Annotated in this window: 12 protein-coding genes; 7 read left to right on the top strand and 5 right to left on the bottom strand. The window is 67.9% G+C overall.

The features are described 5' to 3' along the window. Positions 1-46 precede the first annotated feature (46 nt). The 5 genes from ACX25U_RS35960 (at position 47) to ACX25U_RS35940 (ending at position 6,877) form a co-directional block, all read left to right on the top strand. Entirely contained in the window at positions 47-1,009 is a 963-nt protein-coding gene (locus tag ACX25U_RS35960) for an electron transfer flavoprotein subunit alpha/FixB family protein (RefSeq protein ID WP_454386252.1), read from the top strand. Positions 1,010-1,174: 165 nt separating this feature from the next. After that, complete coding sequence (locus tag ACX25U_RS35955; protein ID WP_454386250.1) at positions 1,175-2,398, top strand: acetyl-CoA C-acetyltransferase; 1,224 nt, start codon at positions 1,175-1,177, stop codon at positions 2,396-2,398. Between the two features lie 309 nt (positions 2,399-2,707). Beyond that, positions 2,708-5,002, top strand: coding sequence for a (Fe-S)-binding protein (locus ACX25U_RS35950; protein WP_454386248.1), 2,295 nt, complete (start codon positions 2,708-2,710; stop codon positions 5,000-5,002). Positions 5,003-5,247: 245 nt separating this feature from the next. Continuing rightward, positions 5,248-6,201: an MBL fold metallo-hydrolase gene (locus ACX25U_RS35945; RefSeq protein ID WP_454386246.1), complete on the top strand. Its 954-nt coding sequence runs from the start codon at positions 5,248-5,250 to the stop codon at positions 6,199-6,201. A 214-nt stretch (positions 6,202-6,415) separates the two neighbouring features. Then, entirely contained in the window at positions 6,416-6,877 is a 462-nt protein-coding gene (locus tag ACX25U_RS35940) for a nucleoside monophosphate kinase (protein ID WP_454386244.1), read from the top strand. 408 nt (positions 6,878-7,285) lie between these two features. Here the strand turns inward: ACX25U_RS35940 and ACX25U_RS35935 are convergent, their stop codons facing one another. Next, complete coding sequence (locus ACX25U_RS35935; protein ID WP_454394662.1) at positions 7,286-8,884, bottom strand: FUSC family protein; 1,599 nt, start codon at positions 8,882-8,884, stop codon at positions 7,286-7,288. A gap of 93 nt (positions 8,885-8,977) precedes the next feature. Between ACX25U_RS35935 and ACX25U_RS35930 the strand changes: the two genes are divergently transcribed. Further along, entirely contained in the window at positions 8,978-9,616 is a 639-nt protein-coding gene (locus ACX25U_RS35930; protein WP_454386242.1) for a TetR/AcrR family transcriptional regulator, read from the top strand. 117 nt (positions 9,617-9,733) lie between these two features. Here the strand turns inward: ACX25U_RS35930 and ACX25U_RS35925 are convergent, their stop codons facing one another. From ACX25U_RS35925 to ACX25U_RS35915, 3 genes are read right to left on the bottom strand one after another with little or no spacing between them, the layout of a single operon-like run. After that, positions 9,734-11,581: a hypothetical protein gene (locus ACX25U_RS35925; protein ID WP_454386240.1), complete on the bottom strand. Its 1,848-nt coding sequence runs from the start codon at positions 11,579-11,581 to the stop codon at positions 9,734-9,736. Continuing rightward, positions 11,578-12,060 carry an ABC-three component system middle component 2 gene (locus ACX25U_RS35920; protein WP_454386238.1) on the bottom strand — a complete coding sequence of 161 codons (483 nt, stop codon included), beginning with the start codon at positions 12,058-12,060 and terminating at the stop codon, positions 11,578-11,580. Before ACX25U_RS35920 ends, ACX25U_RS35925 begins: the two co-directional genes overlap by 4 nt. Continuing rightward, complete coding sequence (locus tag ACX25U_RS35915; RefSeq protein ID WP_454386236.1) at positions 12,057-13,193, bottom strand: ABC-three component system protein; 1,137 nt, start codon at positions 13,191-13,193, stop codon at positions 12,057-12,059. The genes ACX25U_RS35920 and ACX25U_RS35915 overlap by 4 nt, the downstream gene beginning before the upstream one ends. A gap of 503 nt (positions 13,194-13,696) precedes the next feature. On the opposite strand from ACX25U_RS35915, the gene ACX25U_RS35910 reads away from it, so the two are divergent. Then, the gene (locus tag ACX25U_RS35910) at positions 13,697-15,022 is read left to right on the top strand and encodes an AlbA family DNA-binding domain-containing protein (protein ID WP_454386234.1); all 1,326 of its coding nucleotides are present in this window, start codon (positions 13,697-13,699) and stop codon (positions 15,020-15,022) included. A gap of 132 nt (positions 15,023-15,154) precedes the next feature. On the opposite strand, the gene ACX25U_RS35905 is transcribed toward ACX25U_RS35910, so the two are convergent. Further along, complete coding sequence (locus tag ACX25U_RS35905) at positions 15,155-16,477, bottom strand: AlbA family DNA-binding domain-containing protein (protein WP_454386233.1); 1,323 nt, start codon at positions 16,475-16,477, stop codon at positions 15,155-15,157. Positions 16,478-16,517 lie beyond the last annotated feature (40 nt).

Here is a 16,517-nt window from a genome sequence, read left to right as displayed (position 1 = left end):
TCGCTGTCCGCCCCGCATCTTTCGCACGCAGGAGAGAAGAAGTCCCATGGCTGAAGTCCTCGTCCACGTCGACCACGCAGGCGGCGCCGTCCGCAAGCCCACGCTGGAGCTGCTCACCCTGGCCCGCCGCATCGGCGAGCCGGTCGCCGTCGCCCTCGGCGCCGGCGCCGAGAACACCGCCGGCGTGCTCGCCGAGCACGGCGCGACGCGGGTGCTGACCCACGACGCCGCCGAGTACGCCGCGTACCTGGTGGTGCCGAAGGTGGACGCCCTGCAGGCCGCCGTCGAGGCCGTCTCCCCGGCCGCCGTGCTGGTCTCCTCCTCCACCGAGGGCAAGGAGATCGCCGCCCGCCTGGCGCTGCGCATCGGCTCCGGGATCATCACCGACGCCGTCGACCTGCAGGCGTCCGAGGCGGGCCCGGTGGCCGTCCAGTCGGTGTTCGCCGCGTCCTTCACCACCAAGTCCCGGGTCTCCAAGGGCACCCCGGTCATCACGGTCAAGCCGAACTCGGCCGCCGTGGAGCCGGCCCCGGCCGCGGGTGCGGTCGAGGCGCTGGACGTCACGTTCTCGGAGCAGGCCACCGGCACGAAGATCACCGGCCGCACGCCGCGGGAGTCGACGGGGCGGCCGGAGCTGACCGAGGCGGCGATCGTGGTCTCCGGCGGCCGCGGTGTGGGCGGCGCGGAGAACTTCGCGCTCATCGAGGCCCTCGCCGACTCCCTGGGCGCGGCCGTGGGCGCCTCGCGGGCCGCCGTGGACGCCGGCTGGTACCCGCACACCCAGCAGGTCGGCCAGACCGGCAAGAGCGTCTCGCCGCAGCTGTACATCGCAGGCGGCATCTCCGGCGCGATCCAGCACCGGGCCGGCATGCAGACCTCCAAGACCATCGTGGCGGTCAACAAGGACCCCGAGGCCCCGATCTTCGACCTGGTCGACTACGGCGTGGTCGGCGACCTGTTCGCCGTCGTCCCGCAGCTCACCGAGGAGATCAAGGCCCGCAAGGGCTGAAAAGCGGCATCTGTTTGTTCACCAGGCATGGTGGAACCGCCCCAGTGAGCATGTTCGGCTGTCCGGCCGATCAGGTAGTGGACATTTCTCAGTAATTGGACGGGAGGGTCGGTGGATACCAATCTCCGCGCCAGCGCTCCCTCCGCCTTCACGGAAGGACGCAGAGTGCCCGAGCAGCTCGATATCGTCATCAGTGAGCCGCTGCGCACCCCCATCGGCCGGTTCGGCGGTCTTCTCGCCGGCCAGCAGCCGGCGGCGCTGGCCGCGCATGTCATCTCAGAGATCGTTCGGCGTACCGGCATCGATCCGGGGCGGGTCGACGAGGTGATCCTCGGGCACGCCTATCCGACCTCCGATGCACCCGCCATCGGACGGGTGGCAGCGCTCGACGCGGGGCTGCCGGACACGGTGACGGGCGTGCAGATCGACCGCCGCTGCGGATCCGGGTTGCAGGCAGTACTCGATGCCGCCATGCAGGTCCGCTGCGGTTTCAGTGATGTGGTCGTCGCGGGCGGGGTCGACGTCATGAGCTCGGCCCCTTTCTACACGCATCAGGGCCGGTGGGGCATCAGGGGACCGGCGCTGCACCTGCACGATTCGCTGGCACGCGGCCGGGTTACGGCCGGAGGCGTCAACCACCCGATTCCGGGTGGCATGATCGAAACGGCCGAGAACCTGCGCCGGCGGTTCTCCATCACCCGTGAGGAGCAGGACGCCCTCGCCCTGCGGTCCCAACAGCGTGTCGGAGAGGCAATGACAGCCGGACGGTTCGACGACGAAATCGTTCCTGTCACGGTGCGTGGCCGCAAAGGTGAGGTGACAGTCGGCCAGGACGAGCATCCGCGCCCAGGCACCACAGCGGACCAGCTTGCGGCCCTGAAGCCGATCATGCTCGGCGCCGATCCCGAGGCGACGGTCACCGCCGGGAACTCCAGCGGCCAGAACGACGCTGCCGCGGCATGCCTGGTGACCAGCGCTCGCACGGCCGAGCGGCTGGGACTGACACCGTTGGTGCGCCTCGTGTCGTTCGCACGCGTCGGTGTCGCCGCCGAAACCATGGGCCTAGGCCCCGTACAAGCCACCCGGAGAGCACTGGACAAGGCGAATCTTTCCCTGGCCGACCTGGACTTGATCGAATTGAACGAGGCCTTCGCTGCCCAGGTGATCGCCTGCACCCGAGAGCTCGGCCTGACCGAATCAGACCATGAACGCATCAACGTCAACGGTTCCGGCATCTCCCTCGGACACCCCGTCGGAGCGACGGGAGCCCGGATCCTGGCGACCCTTGCCCGGGAGATGCAGCGACGGCAGGTCCGTTACGGACTGGAGACGATGTGCATCGGCGGCGGGCAAGGCCTCGCCGCGGTCTTCGAACGCGTTACCCGGTGACCGGCACACCGACTACTCACCGGCCACCGACGTCACCCTGAAGAAACCGGACATGCGGTCGGTGGTGCGGTCAGGAGTTGTTCGTCGATTCCGCCGTTAACGCGACCTCTCGGCTGCTGGTCCGTCAAGTCGCTCGTGTGCAAGTCCAGAGTCCGTCATTCGTCGCGCCTCCAACAGGAGTGAACGCAATGGTCTGAAGCCCATGCAGCACCAGGCGCAAGGCATCCCCGGTGCCTTCCGGCACCGGGGCGGGCACGCTGAGAGGGCCTAGGAGATCTAGTTCGACCTCTCGGCGAGGAAAGGTTTTCCATGCAACTCGCCGCGACCATCGTGTCGCTGGTCCTGGCCGTGGTCGGCGTGGCGCTGTTCGCCCGAGCCATCGGTCAGATCTACCGTTTCGTGCGGCTCGGACAGAATGTGCCCGCGGGTACCCGCACCGACGATCCCAAGCAGCGCACCGTCACCGTGGTCAAGGAGTTCCTCGGCCACACCCGGATGAACCGCTGGGGCGTCGTGGGTGTCGCGCACTGGTTCGTGGCGGTGGGCTTCTTCACCCTTGTGCTGACCCTGGTGAACGCCTTCGGCCAGCTCTTCCAGGCCGACTGGGTTCTCCCGGTCATCGGTGCCTGGGCACCGTACGAGGTGTTCACCGAGCTGATCGGCGTGCTGACCACGCTCGGCATCCTGACACTGATCGGGATCCGCCAGCTGTCCCACCCCCGGCTGCTGGGTCGCAAGTCCCGCTTCGTCGGCTCCAGCTTCGGGCAGGCGTACTTCGTCGAAGCGGTGATCCTGGTCATCGGCCTGGCGATCCTCACCCTGCGCGGGCTGGAGGGCGCACTGCACCACGTGGACGGGTACGAGCCGTCGTACCTCGTCTCGTATCCGCTCGTGGCCGCGTTCAGGCCGCTCAGAGCGTCGGTGGTGGAGAACCTGATCTACCTGGTGGCGATGGTCAAGATCGGGACGTCCTTCGTCTGGATGATCACCGTCTCCCTCAACACCGACATGGGCGTGGCCTGGCACCGCTTCCTGGCCTTCCCGAACATCTGGTTCAAGCGCCACGCCACCGGCGCCACCGCGCTGGGCGCCCTGCAGCCGATGACCTCCGGCGGGAAGCCGATCGACTTCACCGACCCCGGCGAGGACGACGTCTTCGGCGTCTCCCAGGTCGAGCAGTTCTCCTGGAAGGGCCTGCTGGACTTTGCCACCTGCACCGAGTGCGGCCGCTGCCAGTCGCAGTGCCCGGCCTGGAACACCGGCAAGCCGCTCTCCCCGAAGCTGCTGATCATGTCGCTGCGCGACCACGCGCACGCCAAGGCCCCCTACCTGCTGGCCGGCGGCGGCCGGACCATGGAGGGCGAGGAGCAGGCCTCCGCCGAGCAGCTGAAGGACGTGCCCGCGTCCGCCCTCGCGGAGGCCGAGCGCCCGCTGATCGGCACCGCCGAGGAGAGCGGCGTCATCGACCCGGACGTTTTGTGGTCGTGCACCACCTGCGGCGCCTGCGTGGAGCAGTGCCCGGTCGACATCGAGCACGTCGACCACATCGTCGACATGCGCCGCTACCAGGTGATGATCGAGAGCTCGTTCCCGTCCGAGGCGGGCACGATGCTCAAGAACCTGGAGAAGAAGGGCAACCCCTGGGGCCTGGCCACCAAGCAGCGCCTGGAGTGGACCCGGGAGGTCGACTTCGCCGTCCCGGTGGTCGGCCGTGACCTTCAGGACCTGGCCGAGGTGGAGTACCTGTACTGGGTCGGCTGCGCCGGCGCCCTGGAGGACCGCGCCAAGAAGACCACCAAGGCCTTCGCGGAGCTGCTGCACATCGCGGGCGTCAAGTTCTCGATCATGGGCGGCGACGAGAAGTGCACCGGCGACTCCGCCCGCCGCCTGGGCAACGAGCCCCTGTTCCAGGAGCTCGGCATGGAGAACGTCATGGCGCTGAACACCGCCTTCGGCGAGGAGCTGGACGACGACGGCAAGGTCACCGAGGAGTCGCGCAAGCCCAAGGCGGCGAAGAAGATCGTCGCCACCTGCCCGCACTGCCTCAACACCCTGGGCAACGAGTACCCGCAGCTCGGCGGCGACTACGAGGTCATCCACCACACCCAGCTGCTGCAGCACCTGGTCGACGAGGGCCGGCTGATCCCCGTCACCCCGGTCGAGGGCCTCATCACCTACCACGACCCGTGCTACCTGGGCCGCCACAACAAGATCTACACGCCCCCGCGCGAGATCATCGCCAACGTCCCGGGCCTCCGGAACGAGGAGATGCACCGCCACAAGGAGCGCGGCTTCTGCTGCGGCGCCGGCGGCGCGCGGATGTGGATGGAGGAGCGGATCGGCAAGCGCATCAACGACGAGCGCGTCGACGAGGCCCTCGCCCTCGCCCCCGACATCGTCTCCACCGCCTGCCCGTTCTGCCTGGTCATGCTCACCGACTCGGTCAACGGCAAGAAGAACGACGGCACCGCCAAGGAGTCCGTCCAGGTCGTGGACGTCGCCCAGCTGCTGCTGGACTCCGTCAAGACCCCCCTCGACGACGAGCCCCCGGCCGGCGAGGCGGACAGCAAGAGCACCATCGCGCAAGGCTCGGAAGGAAGGTGACAGCGCACCATGTCGTGGCCTCTACATCGGCACGATGTGGTCCAGTTCTACACGCGCCCCGTCGATCGAGCACGAGGCCCTCCGCCGTACTCGAAGCACACACCGGGACAGTCGCCACTTCTGTGTCTGGGAGAACCACGATGACAAAGCCTGCCCGCAAAAATACAACGACGAATGAGTTCGCAGTCAGGCCCAAGGGCAGACTGATACCGCCTGTGGAAAAGGTGCGGCCGGGATTGTGGAGCGTGCCCGTTCCCCTGCCCAACTCGTCACTGCGGTACGTGTTCGTATACGTCCTGGAGACGGACCGCGGGCCATACCTCGTCGATGCCGGCTGGAACACGGACGAGGCCTACAACGCTCTCGCGAACGGGCTCCTGGGCATCGGCACCCGGCTGGAGGACGTCCAGGGCGTCCTGGTCACCCACGTGCACCCTGACCACTACGGGCTCGCAGGACGCGTGCGCGAAGCCTCTGGCGCCTGGATCGCTCTTCACCCGGAGGATGCGGCGCTGATACCTCAGTACGAGGAGCGGGATCCGGCACCGCGGCTGCTATCGGTCATGCAGCGCGCCGGCGCACCCCAGGAGGTGATGGAACGACAGCGCGCCGCGTTCCGCGCCATGCAGCCGCACCAGGCACTGCACCGCCCCGATCGGTTGATGGAGGACGGCAGTGTGGCCGACATCCCCGGTTGGACGCTGTCAGCGCTCTGGACGCCCGGTCATACACCCGGTCATGTGTGCTTCTGGGAGCCCCGGCACCGGCTCATGCTCTCCGGAGATCACGCACTGCCACGGATCACTCCGAACGTCCCCGCTCCACGGGGCGACGACCCGCTCGGCGACTACCTGCGCTCCCTGGACAGACTTGAGGATTTCGACGCGGACGAGGTGCTGCCCGCCCATGAGTACCGTTTTACCGACCTGCCCGGACGGCTCCGCGAACTCCGGGAGCACCACGACCAGCGCTTTGCCGAAGTCCTTGCCGCGCTCAGCGAGGGCGCGGAAACTGCCTGGGACATCGCCGTCCGCATGACCTGGTCCCGGCCATGGCATGCCCTGGACGACTTCGCGCTGGGGGCAGCCGTCGGCGAGGCGTTCGCTCACCTGCGTGCGCTGGCCCGGCGGGGGCTGGTCGACGAGAAGCCCGGCAACAACTGGCATTGGCGCATACGAACTCGACACACCACCGCGTAAGAGGTCATCCTCGCCTGGTTCGTATCGCTTCATGTGCTTCGATACTGCAACCATGCCTCGTAGGTATCGGGCTCGGGCGTGGAACGGTGAGCGTAAGCGCCGATGTGGAAACCTCTCGGAGTGAGACAGGCGTTGTGGGACGAGGCTGGCCTCGGGGCGTGGCGCGCCGGCCCACCTCACACCGTGGCAGCGTCCGGCCGATTCGGGGCATTCAGTGTTCGAGGCCTCCCTGTCACTCCCCTGGTTGCGTAGAGACGTTGGTTATGCGGCCCTGAACTTCCCCCGTACCGTGCGACAGGCCGAATTGCTGCACGAGACTCTGGTGTCCCAGGGCACCACACTGGACTGCGTGCTCGCCTTCGAGGTCCCGGGCGACTACGTCGTACGGCGCCCGGCCAACCGGCGCACCTGCGGTGACTGCGGGCTGACACAGCGCGCCAATCCGGCCGGCAACAACGCACAGGACTCGTGCCAGGACTGCGGAGGCGCCCTCCGACGACGTGACGACGACTGGGAGGACATTGTGCGCAAGCGCCTGGCCGTCTACACCGAGCAGACCGCGCCGTCGCTCGGCTGGTACGCCGACCAAGGGCTGCTCACCAGGGTGACCGCCACCAGCCCGGTCGAGGAGATGACCCGCAGGGCACTCGCTGCCTTCTCCGGCGTGGGCTCCTGACCGACTGCCGTTGCAGACCGTCACTGATCTCGGCGTTTCGGGGTCGCCCAGGTCTACCGAAGCGCCGCGGTCCGGCCACCGGGAAGCGTCCGCGGCCGGGTGCCGTGACCGTCGGGGTGGTCCCGCACCGTTCCCCGGGTGCGGCCCCGGGGCGGCCAGCCGGTCACGCCCGCTTGAAGCATATCCACGCCCCGACCGCCGCCGCAGCCGTACCTCCCCGCGCCGCTTGCGCTGCTCGGCGGTCGGTCCGCCTCCATCCGGATGCCACATACCTCCGGCCCGCCGGCCACGGCGGATCCCGTCACGGGGCCTGACCCAGCCCCCAGACCCTGAAACGCCGAAGCCGGTAACCGCCGTTGACAACGAGTCCGGGCGCCGCGCCGGCCGTCATCGGCGCCCGGGACTTCGTCAGTCGGCGTTCTTCACCGTGGTCACCGGCCGGGCCTGCCAGGCGCGGCCGAGAGCTGTGTAGCCGTCATCGGCCAGGCGGTGCTCGTCGTCGGCGAGGTCGGCCAGTCTCGGGTCGTCGCGTACGGCGCGATCCAGGATGCTGAGATGGTGGATGAGCTCGTACTGCAGCTCGGCGCGCGCTCTGCGGCCCTTCGCACTGAACTGGTCCCCGGCGCGATTGGCGTCCTCCACGGCGGCAAGGGCCGCGGCTGCTCGGAGGGACTGGGAGCGCACCAGCCGGCGGGGGAAGAACCAGCTCGTGCCCCAGGTGACGACCAGCGCGGTGGTGGCTCCGATCAGGGTGTCGGTGAAGCGGTCGAAGGCGAGGGAGGCCACCGTGCCGCCGGAGCCGCTGGCCTGTACGGACAGCAACGCCATCGGAGTGACGAACAGCAGCGCGACGGCGTAGTTCACCGCCAGGAGCAGGTACATCCCGGCCATGCACGCCAACACGAGGACCACCGACCACCACGCGGAGGGGTGCAGGGCGGAGGCCGCCCAGAAGATGCCGACGCCCAGCAGGGTTCCGACCGTGCGGTGGGCGGCGCGGCGCGTGGCCGCGCGCCGGTCCATCCACTGATTGATCACCAGGGTCGCGGTGAGGATCGCCCAGTACGGATGGCCTATGCCGAGCAGTTGGCTGAGCACGCCGGCGATACCGGCGGCCAGCCCCATGCGCCAGGAGGTGAACCACTCCACGGAGTGGCCGCGCACGGCGTGGCCGATCAGGAAGCGCCAGCCCGGCCGTCCCAGCAGCAGCGGTGTGTCCGGGGCCAGCGGGCGTATCGCGGCATTGGTGCCGAGCCGGCCCAGGATGGTCGCGGCCAGACTGCGGTTGACCTGCATCAGTTCCGCGGTGAACTCCCGGTGCCGGCGTCCCCGGTCGGCGGGCCGTGCGGACCGCAGGGTCAGCCAGGCACTGTTGACCGCTTGGTAGGCGTCGTTGCGGGCGGCGCGCCGTACCTCCGGATCGGCGTCCGGCCGTTCCTGGTAGGCGGACACAGCGTTTTGGGCCCGGGCGAGGGCACGGCGCTCCGGTCCGTGCGGAGCGAAGACCAACGGTATGAGCAGCAGGACCGAGGTGAAGAACGCCGCTGCGGCGGTGATGCCCACCACCTGCCAGCCGACGCGCTGGTCGGCACCGAAGAACGTGCCGAGCACCGCAGCGTAGAACATCATGACCGGGCTCGGGCCGGCTGTCAGCGTGAAGGTGTAGTAGGCCAACGAGACGATCACAATGATCACCACGCTGGCCGGGACTATGGCCCACCGGTACGGGGCGACCAGGACCCCCGCCGACATGCACGCGGTCAGCGCGGCCGTCACCAGCAGACCGTTTCTGATCCGGGCCCACAGGGGCCGCCCGGTCTCCCAGTACGTGGTCAGCGCTCCGAGGAGCGACACCATCCCGAGTCGTGGCCCGAACACGAAACAGGCACAGGCGATCGTGGCGGAGGAGATGGCGATTGACACCAGATTCAGTGCGATCGTGCCTGTCGCAGGCCGCAGGGCGAAGAATCCTGCGACGGCCCGTGCGGCGCGGTTGAAGCCGGACACCGAGGACAAGGGGCTCCCTTCGGGGCATGCAGAAATGAAGACTGGCTTCATATTCTAGGATGGTGGTGTCGACCGCGGTGAAAGGAGCCTGTGATGCCCCCACCACAGCCCCCGGCGCGTCGCGGTCGTGGCCGGCGGCCGATTGCGCAGGTCCGCGAAGATGTGCTGGAGGCCGCCGCGGAGGTCCTGATGCGTGAGGGCGTCGGCGGATTCACGATGGAGAAGGTCATCGTCCGCTCCGGGGTCAGCTCCGCCACGGTCCACAAGCACTGGCCCTCCCGCGGTGCACTGGCCCTGGACGCCTATATGCACGTGGTCGGCGACGAGATCGCGTTGCGCGACACCGGCGACATCCGTGCCGACCTGCTCCACGTCATCACCGCTTTTGTGCACATGGTGGGCCGCGCGCCCGCCGGCCCTGTCTTCGCGCGGCTCATCGGCGCCGCCCAGACGGACGGTGAGCTGGCCTCCCAGTTCGATCAGCACTACTTCGGCCCACGACGACGCCAGGTCTTCGCCCTGCTGGAGACGGCGAAGGAGCGCGGGCAGATCCGGCCCGACGTCGACCTCAGTGTCATCGTCGACCTGATCTGGGGGGCCTGCTACGTCCGCCTGCTCCTGCCGCACCTGACGGACACGCTGACCGTGGACTTCGCCCGCGACGTCGTCCACCAGGTCCTCGAAGGTGTGGTCATCGCGGTTGAAGACGCTTCGCCCGCTGATCCGCTGTAGAGGGTGGCTGAAAGGGCTGTCAGCGGGCAAGTTGCCTGGTGGCGGGGCGGTGGCGCACTTTCGGGGGGAGAGTGGTCGGCCGCAGCATGGCTGGCCGCTCACCAACTTGGTCTACGGTCAGCCCGTGGGTGGCTGGTCTTGGGGTGGGAAGAAGCCGAGACGTTCTGAACCGTCGGCGTTGAAGGAGTAGATCCTGGCGCGTTCGGTGATGCTGGCAGGCGGGGTTCCGTTCTCGATGATGATGACCTGGCCTGGAGGGTTGTCAAGCAGGTCTCGGTAGAAGTGCTCGACTACGTCGTGGGGCATCAGCTCGGGATCAGCTTCCCGATTGTCGGGCTGTCGGTAGGTGAGCACGGGCGAGTCGAGGACGACGAATCCAGGGTGGATCAGGTCGCGGGCTGTATTGCGGCGTGCCAGTGATACGGCGAAGGCCGCGTGGATGATGGACCGCATGCCCTGGCCACGGCTCCCTCTGGGTCGCCCGTCGACCGCAATCTCTGCACTGGTCGCGTTGTAGGTGACGCGGTTCTCTCCGGGGACCTGCCAGGCCTGAAGCGTCTGGTGAATCGCCTGCTCGAAGTCTGAGACGTCGGCAGCGGGAATGCCGTCCGGCCTGGCTGGCGGCGGGGTGGGCAGGGCAGTCGACAGTGACGCCTTCATCTCTTCGAGCTGCTCGATCTGGGCGTGGATAGCCAGCTCCTGCTCCAGGCGTGAGCGAGCTGCAAGGACCTCGCTGGTGTCTGTCGTAAGTGGTTCGAGCTGCTCCTCAAGTGCACGCAGTTCACTGTCGATGGCTGCGAGCTGGTCAGCGCGGCGGGCGCTGTCCGCGTTCAGATCTGCCGCTTGAGCCTCAAGGTCTTCGATCGTGCTGAGGAGGTCGCGGTGCAGTTCCGTGGTCTTCCGGGTCTCCGCGGCAACAGCTGCCGCCAGTCGAGTTGTCTCAGCAAGGTGATGCCCAGGGTGCTGGTGCTCTGGTTCTGCACCGCAAAAGACACAGGTGCCGGTCTGGAAGTAGCCCAGGAGATTCCCAGCTTCACCGACCATGCGCAGGCGTTCGAGGTCCGACTCGTACTGCTCCCGTAGCAGTGCAAACCGGGCCAGAAGTTGACGCACTTCGCTGGCGCGCTGCTGATTGGCGCTGTCGCTGGCTTCCAGGTCACGGCGACGCTGCACGAGCGCGGTGCGGGAGGCGATGAGTCGACCGGATCGGGACGTGGCGTTGTCCAGTGAGCTCTGCAGGCGAGCCAGCTGCTCACGTAGCTCGGACTGATTCGCGGCGATGGTGAGTTTTTCGTGGTTGTCGTCGATGAGGCGGTCGAGGATCTCGACCTGGCCTTTGCCGACCTTCTTCTCCACAGTGCCGGGCGCGGTCGGGCCGACTGGTTCGTCCTGCCCGGTGAGGAGGAGCTTGAGGACTGACTTCTCGCCGGTCTCGTTCTGCGGCAGTCCTGTGGTGAGGACCGGGGACCGCTCGCCGGCCATACGCGAGTCGTTGATGACGGACAGTCGGGCCAGGTCCCGGAAGTTGAGCAGCCGTACTTCGCCGCGCGAGTTCCGGAGGATCTTCAGTCCGTCGATCCCCAGCATTTTGAGGAGGTAGCGGGAGATGTTCCGCTGGGAGGTGGAGCTGTGCTTGAAGCCGAGCGTGGCGTCGGCCGGCGCCGTGGTGAGCTGGCGCAGATCGCGGTTGAACACGTCGATGGTGCTGTCCGCGAGACCGCGGGAGAGGGTCAGGACCCTGCCGTCGTCTACTCGCAGCCCGAGCAGGATGCGGCTGTAGCCCTTGTCCTCCGGGATGGGTTTGAGCTCGCTGGCGCCCAGCATGTAGTCCACGGACTTCTCGATGTAGGACTTGCCCGTCTCGGAAGCGCCGTAGATGACCGTCAGGCCCGGGCTGAACTCAACGGTGGCGGGGGGCTTGCCCACTCCGAGGAATGTCAGGTGTACCAGCGTCAGCCTGTTCACAGCACGTCCCCTTCGGCTGGGTGAGGAGTGTCAGCGGTGAGGCGGTCGAACCAGCGCTGGGTGATCTGCTTCATGCCGTCGCGGACGTCCGTTTCTTCGTGCATGTAGGTGCTGACTAGCCAGGAGGCCCGTTCCGTGAGCAGCCCGACGTAGGGGGCTTGCAGGACGTTGAGGAAGCTGGCGGCCTCCTCTGTGGCCCCGTACAGGAAGCCGTCGTCGGTGGCGGTCATGTCGGCGAGGCCGGCGCGCATCAGCACGACGAGTCCCCGTTCGATGAGGCGCCGGCGCATGCCGAGTTCGCCAGGGCCGACGGGGAGGTCGGGGTGGAGGCTGGATGGGCCGTCGGCGAGGTCACCGCTGTGGAGCATCGCGTGGTCGAGGTAGACGAGCTGGGCGACGTCCAGGCGGCGGGGGAAGGTCTCGGACAGCAGGACCAAGGCGCGGACGCCGACTTCCAGGGGGCTGTTGAGAGGATTCACGCGGACTCCTCTTTGCACCAGGTCAGTTTGTGGTCGTTTGCCAGATGGTGGCAGAGGCCCTTGAGGTCGATGACCTCCACGACGGGGGCGAGGATGTTGTGCGGATTGGGCTGGTGGGCTGCGGCGGCGTCCAGTACCGCGTCCAGGCGGTCGTGTCCGCAGTTGTAGTCGCGGTCCTCGATGTCGACCACGGCGTTGTACAGGTTCGTTTCGATCTTCTTGTAGGTGGCCTCCGGGACGCTCTCGCGGGCGAAGACCCGCAACGCGTCTGCGTGGAAGAACGCCTCTCGCTGCCGGGCCAAGTGCCGGTTGATCCGCTCGTGCTCGCGAGCCTGGGCAAGGGTCTCCAGGCTGAGGCCGTACTTCTCGTTGTAGACGTCCAGGAGCTTCTGCACGTACACGGCCTCGTCAGCCCTCTGTTCTGCGGGCGCCGGATCGGCATCTGGACGCGGCCTGAGCTGCTGCGGGAAGCGCCGTACATGGTGCGGGGTCGTCGCGTGCAGCTCCAGGATGTTGTCGATGTCCGCGGCCTCGAACATCGAGAAGTCCGTCTGCCGAGCAAGATCCCCGACAGCCTGCCGTACGGCCGGGTCAAGATCGGTCCCGAGCTTGGAGTCCGCCTTGTCCCAGGCTTCGAGGAAATCCTTCTTCAATTTTGGAGGATGGAGGAGGAGCCGATCCAGGGTCTGGCCGATCTTCGGTGCCACGAAGACGTACCGCGTGGGCAGCTCGTACTCGCCCAGCACCTTCGCCGTGAAGATCTTGACCATCTCGGGCCACGCATCGCTCTGGGTCAGCGCCTTGCTGTAGTGCTTGCACTGGTAGCAGTGCCACTCCCCGGCAGTGCCCTGCGGAGTCAGACAGGCTGCGACGTCCGCTCCTCGGTCGCCTGCCCCGCCCATCCTCTTCACCCGAAGATAGGGGCGCCCGTTCCACAGGCCGAAGGCCCGGACCCATTCGACGGTGAAGTCCTCCCAGTCGTCGGCCTTGTAGACGTGGGCCAGGAGCTGTTGCGGGGTGAAAGTGGGAGCGCCCTGCGGGGCGGTGACCACCACCGGAGGCGAGGTCGGCTCCGGAATGTTCTCGAAGACCGGCCTTGCCCCATCGCTGCCTGGCTCCAGCTCCCCAGCCACGCTTCACCGCCCCCCGGCACTGAGCCGTCACACAAGATCACGCAACGTAGTCATATCATCCCGGCTCGCTCACCGTGAAGGCCGCGGAGCGCAACGTGCACGCGCTCGGCCTCCGGCCGGTGGAGGCATGCCGCGCTTAGCACCGTGGCTCGACCTCTGCCCTGCCGATGTTCCCCGCCTGACGTCAACCGCCGCGCTGATGGCGACACGGCGCGACGGCCCTGCCGACGCGCAAGATCAGGGAGCGCGCCCCGATCCCTGGCTGCGTCTGCGCCGCACCTCCCTCACCCTCAACTCCATTCAGGGACTGGGCGAAAGCGGCCGCAACGGGGATGTCAGCACCCCGACCACGCCCGTACATCCGTGGTGACCTGCCCGGACCCTCCGGGGCCAGGACAGCTCGCGCAAGAGATGTCGCGCCTGATGGTGCAAGAGTTGTTGCAGGTCGGCGCGCCGCGTTACTCCGTGCGGGCGATGCCCTCGTGCGCGTAGGCTTCGGCGGCATGGCCGCCGACAGTATGGTTCAGCTCGTCTCCTATCTCGCCGCGCAGCAGCCGTACGAGATCGTGGGCACCCCGGAGAGCGAGTGGGTCGACTTCAAGAGCATCTCGCCCAACGGGCCGTACGACCTGAGCACCGACAAGGGCAAGTTCGAGCTCGCCAAGGACGTCGCCGCGTTCGCGAACGCCGGCGGTGGTCTGCTCGTGTGCGGCTTCAAGGCGAAGAAGCGGCCCAGCGAGCTCTACGAGGTCGCGGAGAAGGTGACGCCCTTCGACAAGAAGCTGGTCGACGACACCAAGTACAAGGACGTCATCACGGAGTACGTACGCCCGCTGCTCAAGGTGAAGTTCTACTGGTACGACCACCCCGAGGGCGACCCGGACGCGTCCGGGCACTACTTCGTGATCGAGGTACCGGCGCTGCCCGAGGCCGACCGGTGGGCGATGGTCACCCGGGGCATCACGGACAACGGCCAGTTCATAAAGAGCAGCTGGACGGTCCCGATCCGCAACGGAGACACCACGGCCTACCTCCCGCCCGATGAGGTGTACCGACTGATGAACGACGGCCTGCGCGCGCGGCGCGGGTCCGATACCGCCGTGCCCACGCCGGCCGCGGACAGGGTGAAGCCCCGGGAGGTCCTGCGCGCCGCCCTGGGGATGGAGGAGACGCCAGTGCTCTTCTTCCAGACCGTCCCCGACCGTCCGCGCGGGCTTGTCCCGGGCATGTACGCCGACGGCGGCCTGCGGGACGTCCTGGGCAACCAGGACACGCTTCGGGGCGCCCACGCCTTCAACTGGTCCTCGGTATACAAGCGTCCGGAACCGCGTGAGGGCGGTCTCCTGCTGGCCGACGCTCCCCGTCGCGGGCTGCTGGTCGAGTCGGACGGAGCGGTCACCGGGGCCGCGGTCGCGACCTCGGAGATGCTGGGCTGGGCCATGGAGCGCTACTACGGCGGCGGGGCGCGCAGGATCAGCGTGTTCGTGCTGACCGAGATCACGCTGGAGTACTTCCGGCTGGTCGATCAGCACGTCCTGTCGCTGGTCGACGGCCCATGGACGCACCGGATCGTCGCCTCGGACTTCACTCAGTCGCCCGGATGCGCACTCGCTCCTGGTGACGACCAGGCCTTCCCGTTCCTGGGCTCCCCCCAGCTAGCCACGAGCGACAACTGGAACCACAGCTGGAAGGCCCTGGGCGACCCGGAACGCGACGCCTACGAAGCACTGCGCCACATCTACGCGCTCTTCGGCCTCGATGTCACTGCCAACCCTTTCGTCGACGAGGACCGCGTGGCCACGGCCAAACTGCTGGAGAAGAAGAAGTAGCGCGCCTCTGGCTCTGCCTACTCACGCACCGGCCTGGCCGGCCAGGCCGGTGCGAGCATGATGCGGTCCCGCAGGACCCCGGGCCCTTTCAGGCCCGGGTCTCGTGCTGTCGGCTGGCAGGTGCCTACCGCCTCACACGCCCCAGCCCGTGAGTTGGTGGCGGAAGCCGTCATTGAGTCGGTCGGTCAGGATGTCCCCTTCGGGGGTCAGGACGTACGGCTGGTGGGCTCCCATGTCGGCCAGCAGGTCGGAGACGAGAGCACAGGCCACGACAACAGCCTCTCGCTTGTCGGCGACGATGGCGGTGAGATCGGCTGTGGTTTGCGCGGGAGTTGCTGGGATTGGCATCAAGGGGCCGTGCTGGAAGGCGCTCTCCGACACGACCAGGCGCACGGCCTCCTCACTGCCGTCGAAGCGGTGGAGTGCGGCGGAGAGCATCAGGTCACCCGCCGCTCCGGTCTCTGCCGCCCAGGCTGCGGCAGCCTGCGCCAGGGCCACGAGGTCGAGTTCGAGTCCGCGCTGGTACAGCCGCTTGGGTCCATCGGAGTCGAACTGGTCGCTCTGGAAGTCGATGGGCAGCGCCACGTAGAAGGCGCCGTCCTGATGAAGCTGACCGGTGGGAACGCCCTCGAAGCGGACCTGACGGCGGCCGACCAGCACGGGACGGTCCGGCTGCACACGGGTGGTCACTCCCTCGCCGGCGAGCTTGAAGAACCGGTCGAACGCCGCGTTCCGGTCCGCCCGAGTGGTCAGGGCGCAGGTGCCCCGTACGGCCGGAACTGCGGCCAGGCTGACCCAGCCCGGGTAGTAAGTCACCCTGGGGCTACCGCCGTGCGCGGTGCTGATCAGGTAGGCCGACAGGTAGCCGAAGCCTGCGTCGGCGACCTGGTGCAGGCGGTCGACGTCGTCGGAGGCGGCCTGGAAGCGGTCACGGTAGCGCTGGGCGATCTCGGATTCGGCGAGAGTGCGGGTCGTGGTGCCGTGCCGGACGTGGACGCGGAAGTTGTAGTCGTTGCCCGGAGCGGCGACCGCGTGCGGGGCCTGGGTGCTCGGGGGCACGGTGAGCACCCAGTAGATCTTGCCCTCGTGGACAGCGGACTTCACCGATCGCACGCCCACGTTGGGAACGACGGGCTGGATCCAGTTCGCCAGCACCGAGCGGATCCACTCCTCACCGCGGCCCGGGACCGGCTCGAAGGGGGCCAGGTCATGGGCGTGATCCTGCTTGCCGTCGTCGACACCGACGACGACCATGCCGCCGGCGGTGTTGGCCATGGCGGACACATCCTTGGCGAGCTCCTTCTTGCCCGCATCGGTGCCCTGGTAGAAGTCCTTCTTCCAGTCCAGGTCGACACTCTCCGGTATCTGGCTGTCGACCGCGCGCTGCAGACCGTCCTCGGTGAGGTCGTCGGGGTGTCGTCCCAGGGCGGCGGTGAGCCGTGCGGGCAGAGCCATCCGTACTCCAGTGTGTTCACCACATGCTGCTGGCGATCCC

This window comes from Streptomyces sp. JNUCC 63, from assembly GCF_054366325.1.
Note: the sequence above shows the minus strand (reverse complement) of the source record. Positions and strands in the feature narration are given on the sequence as shown.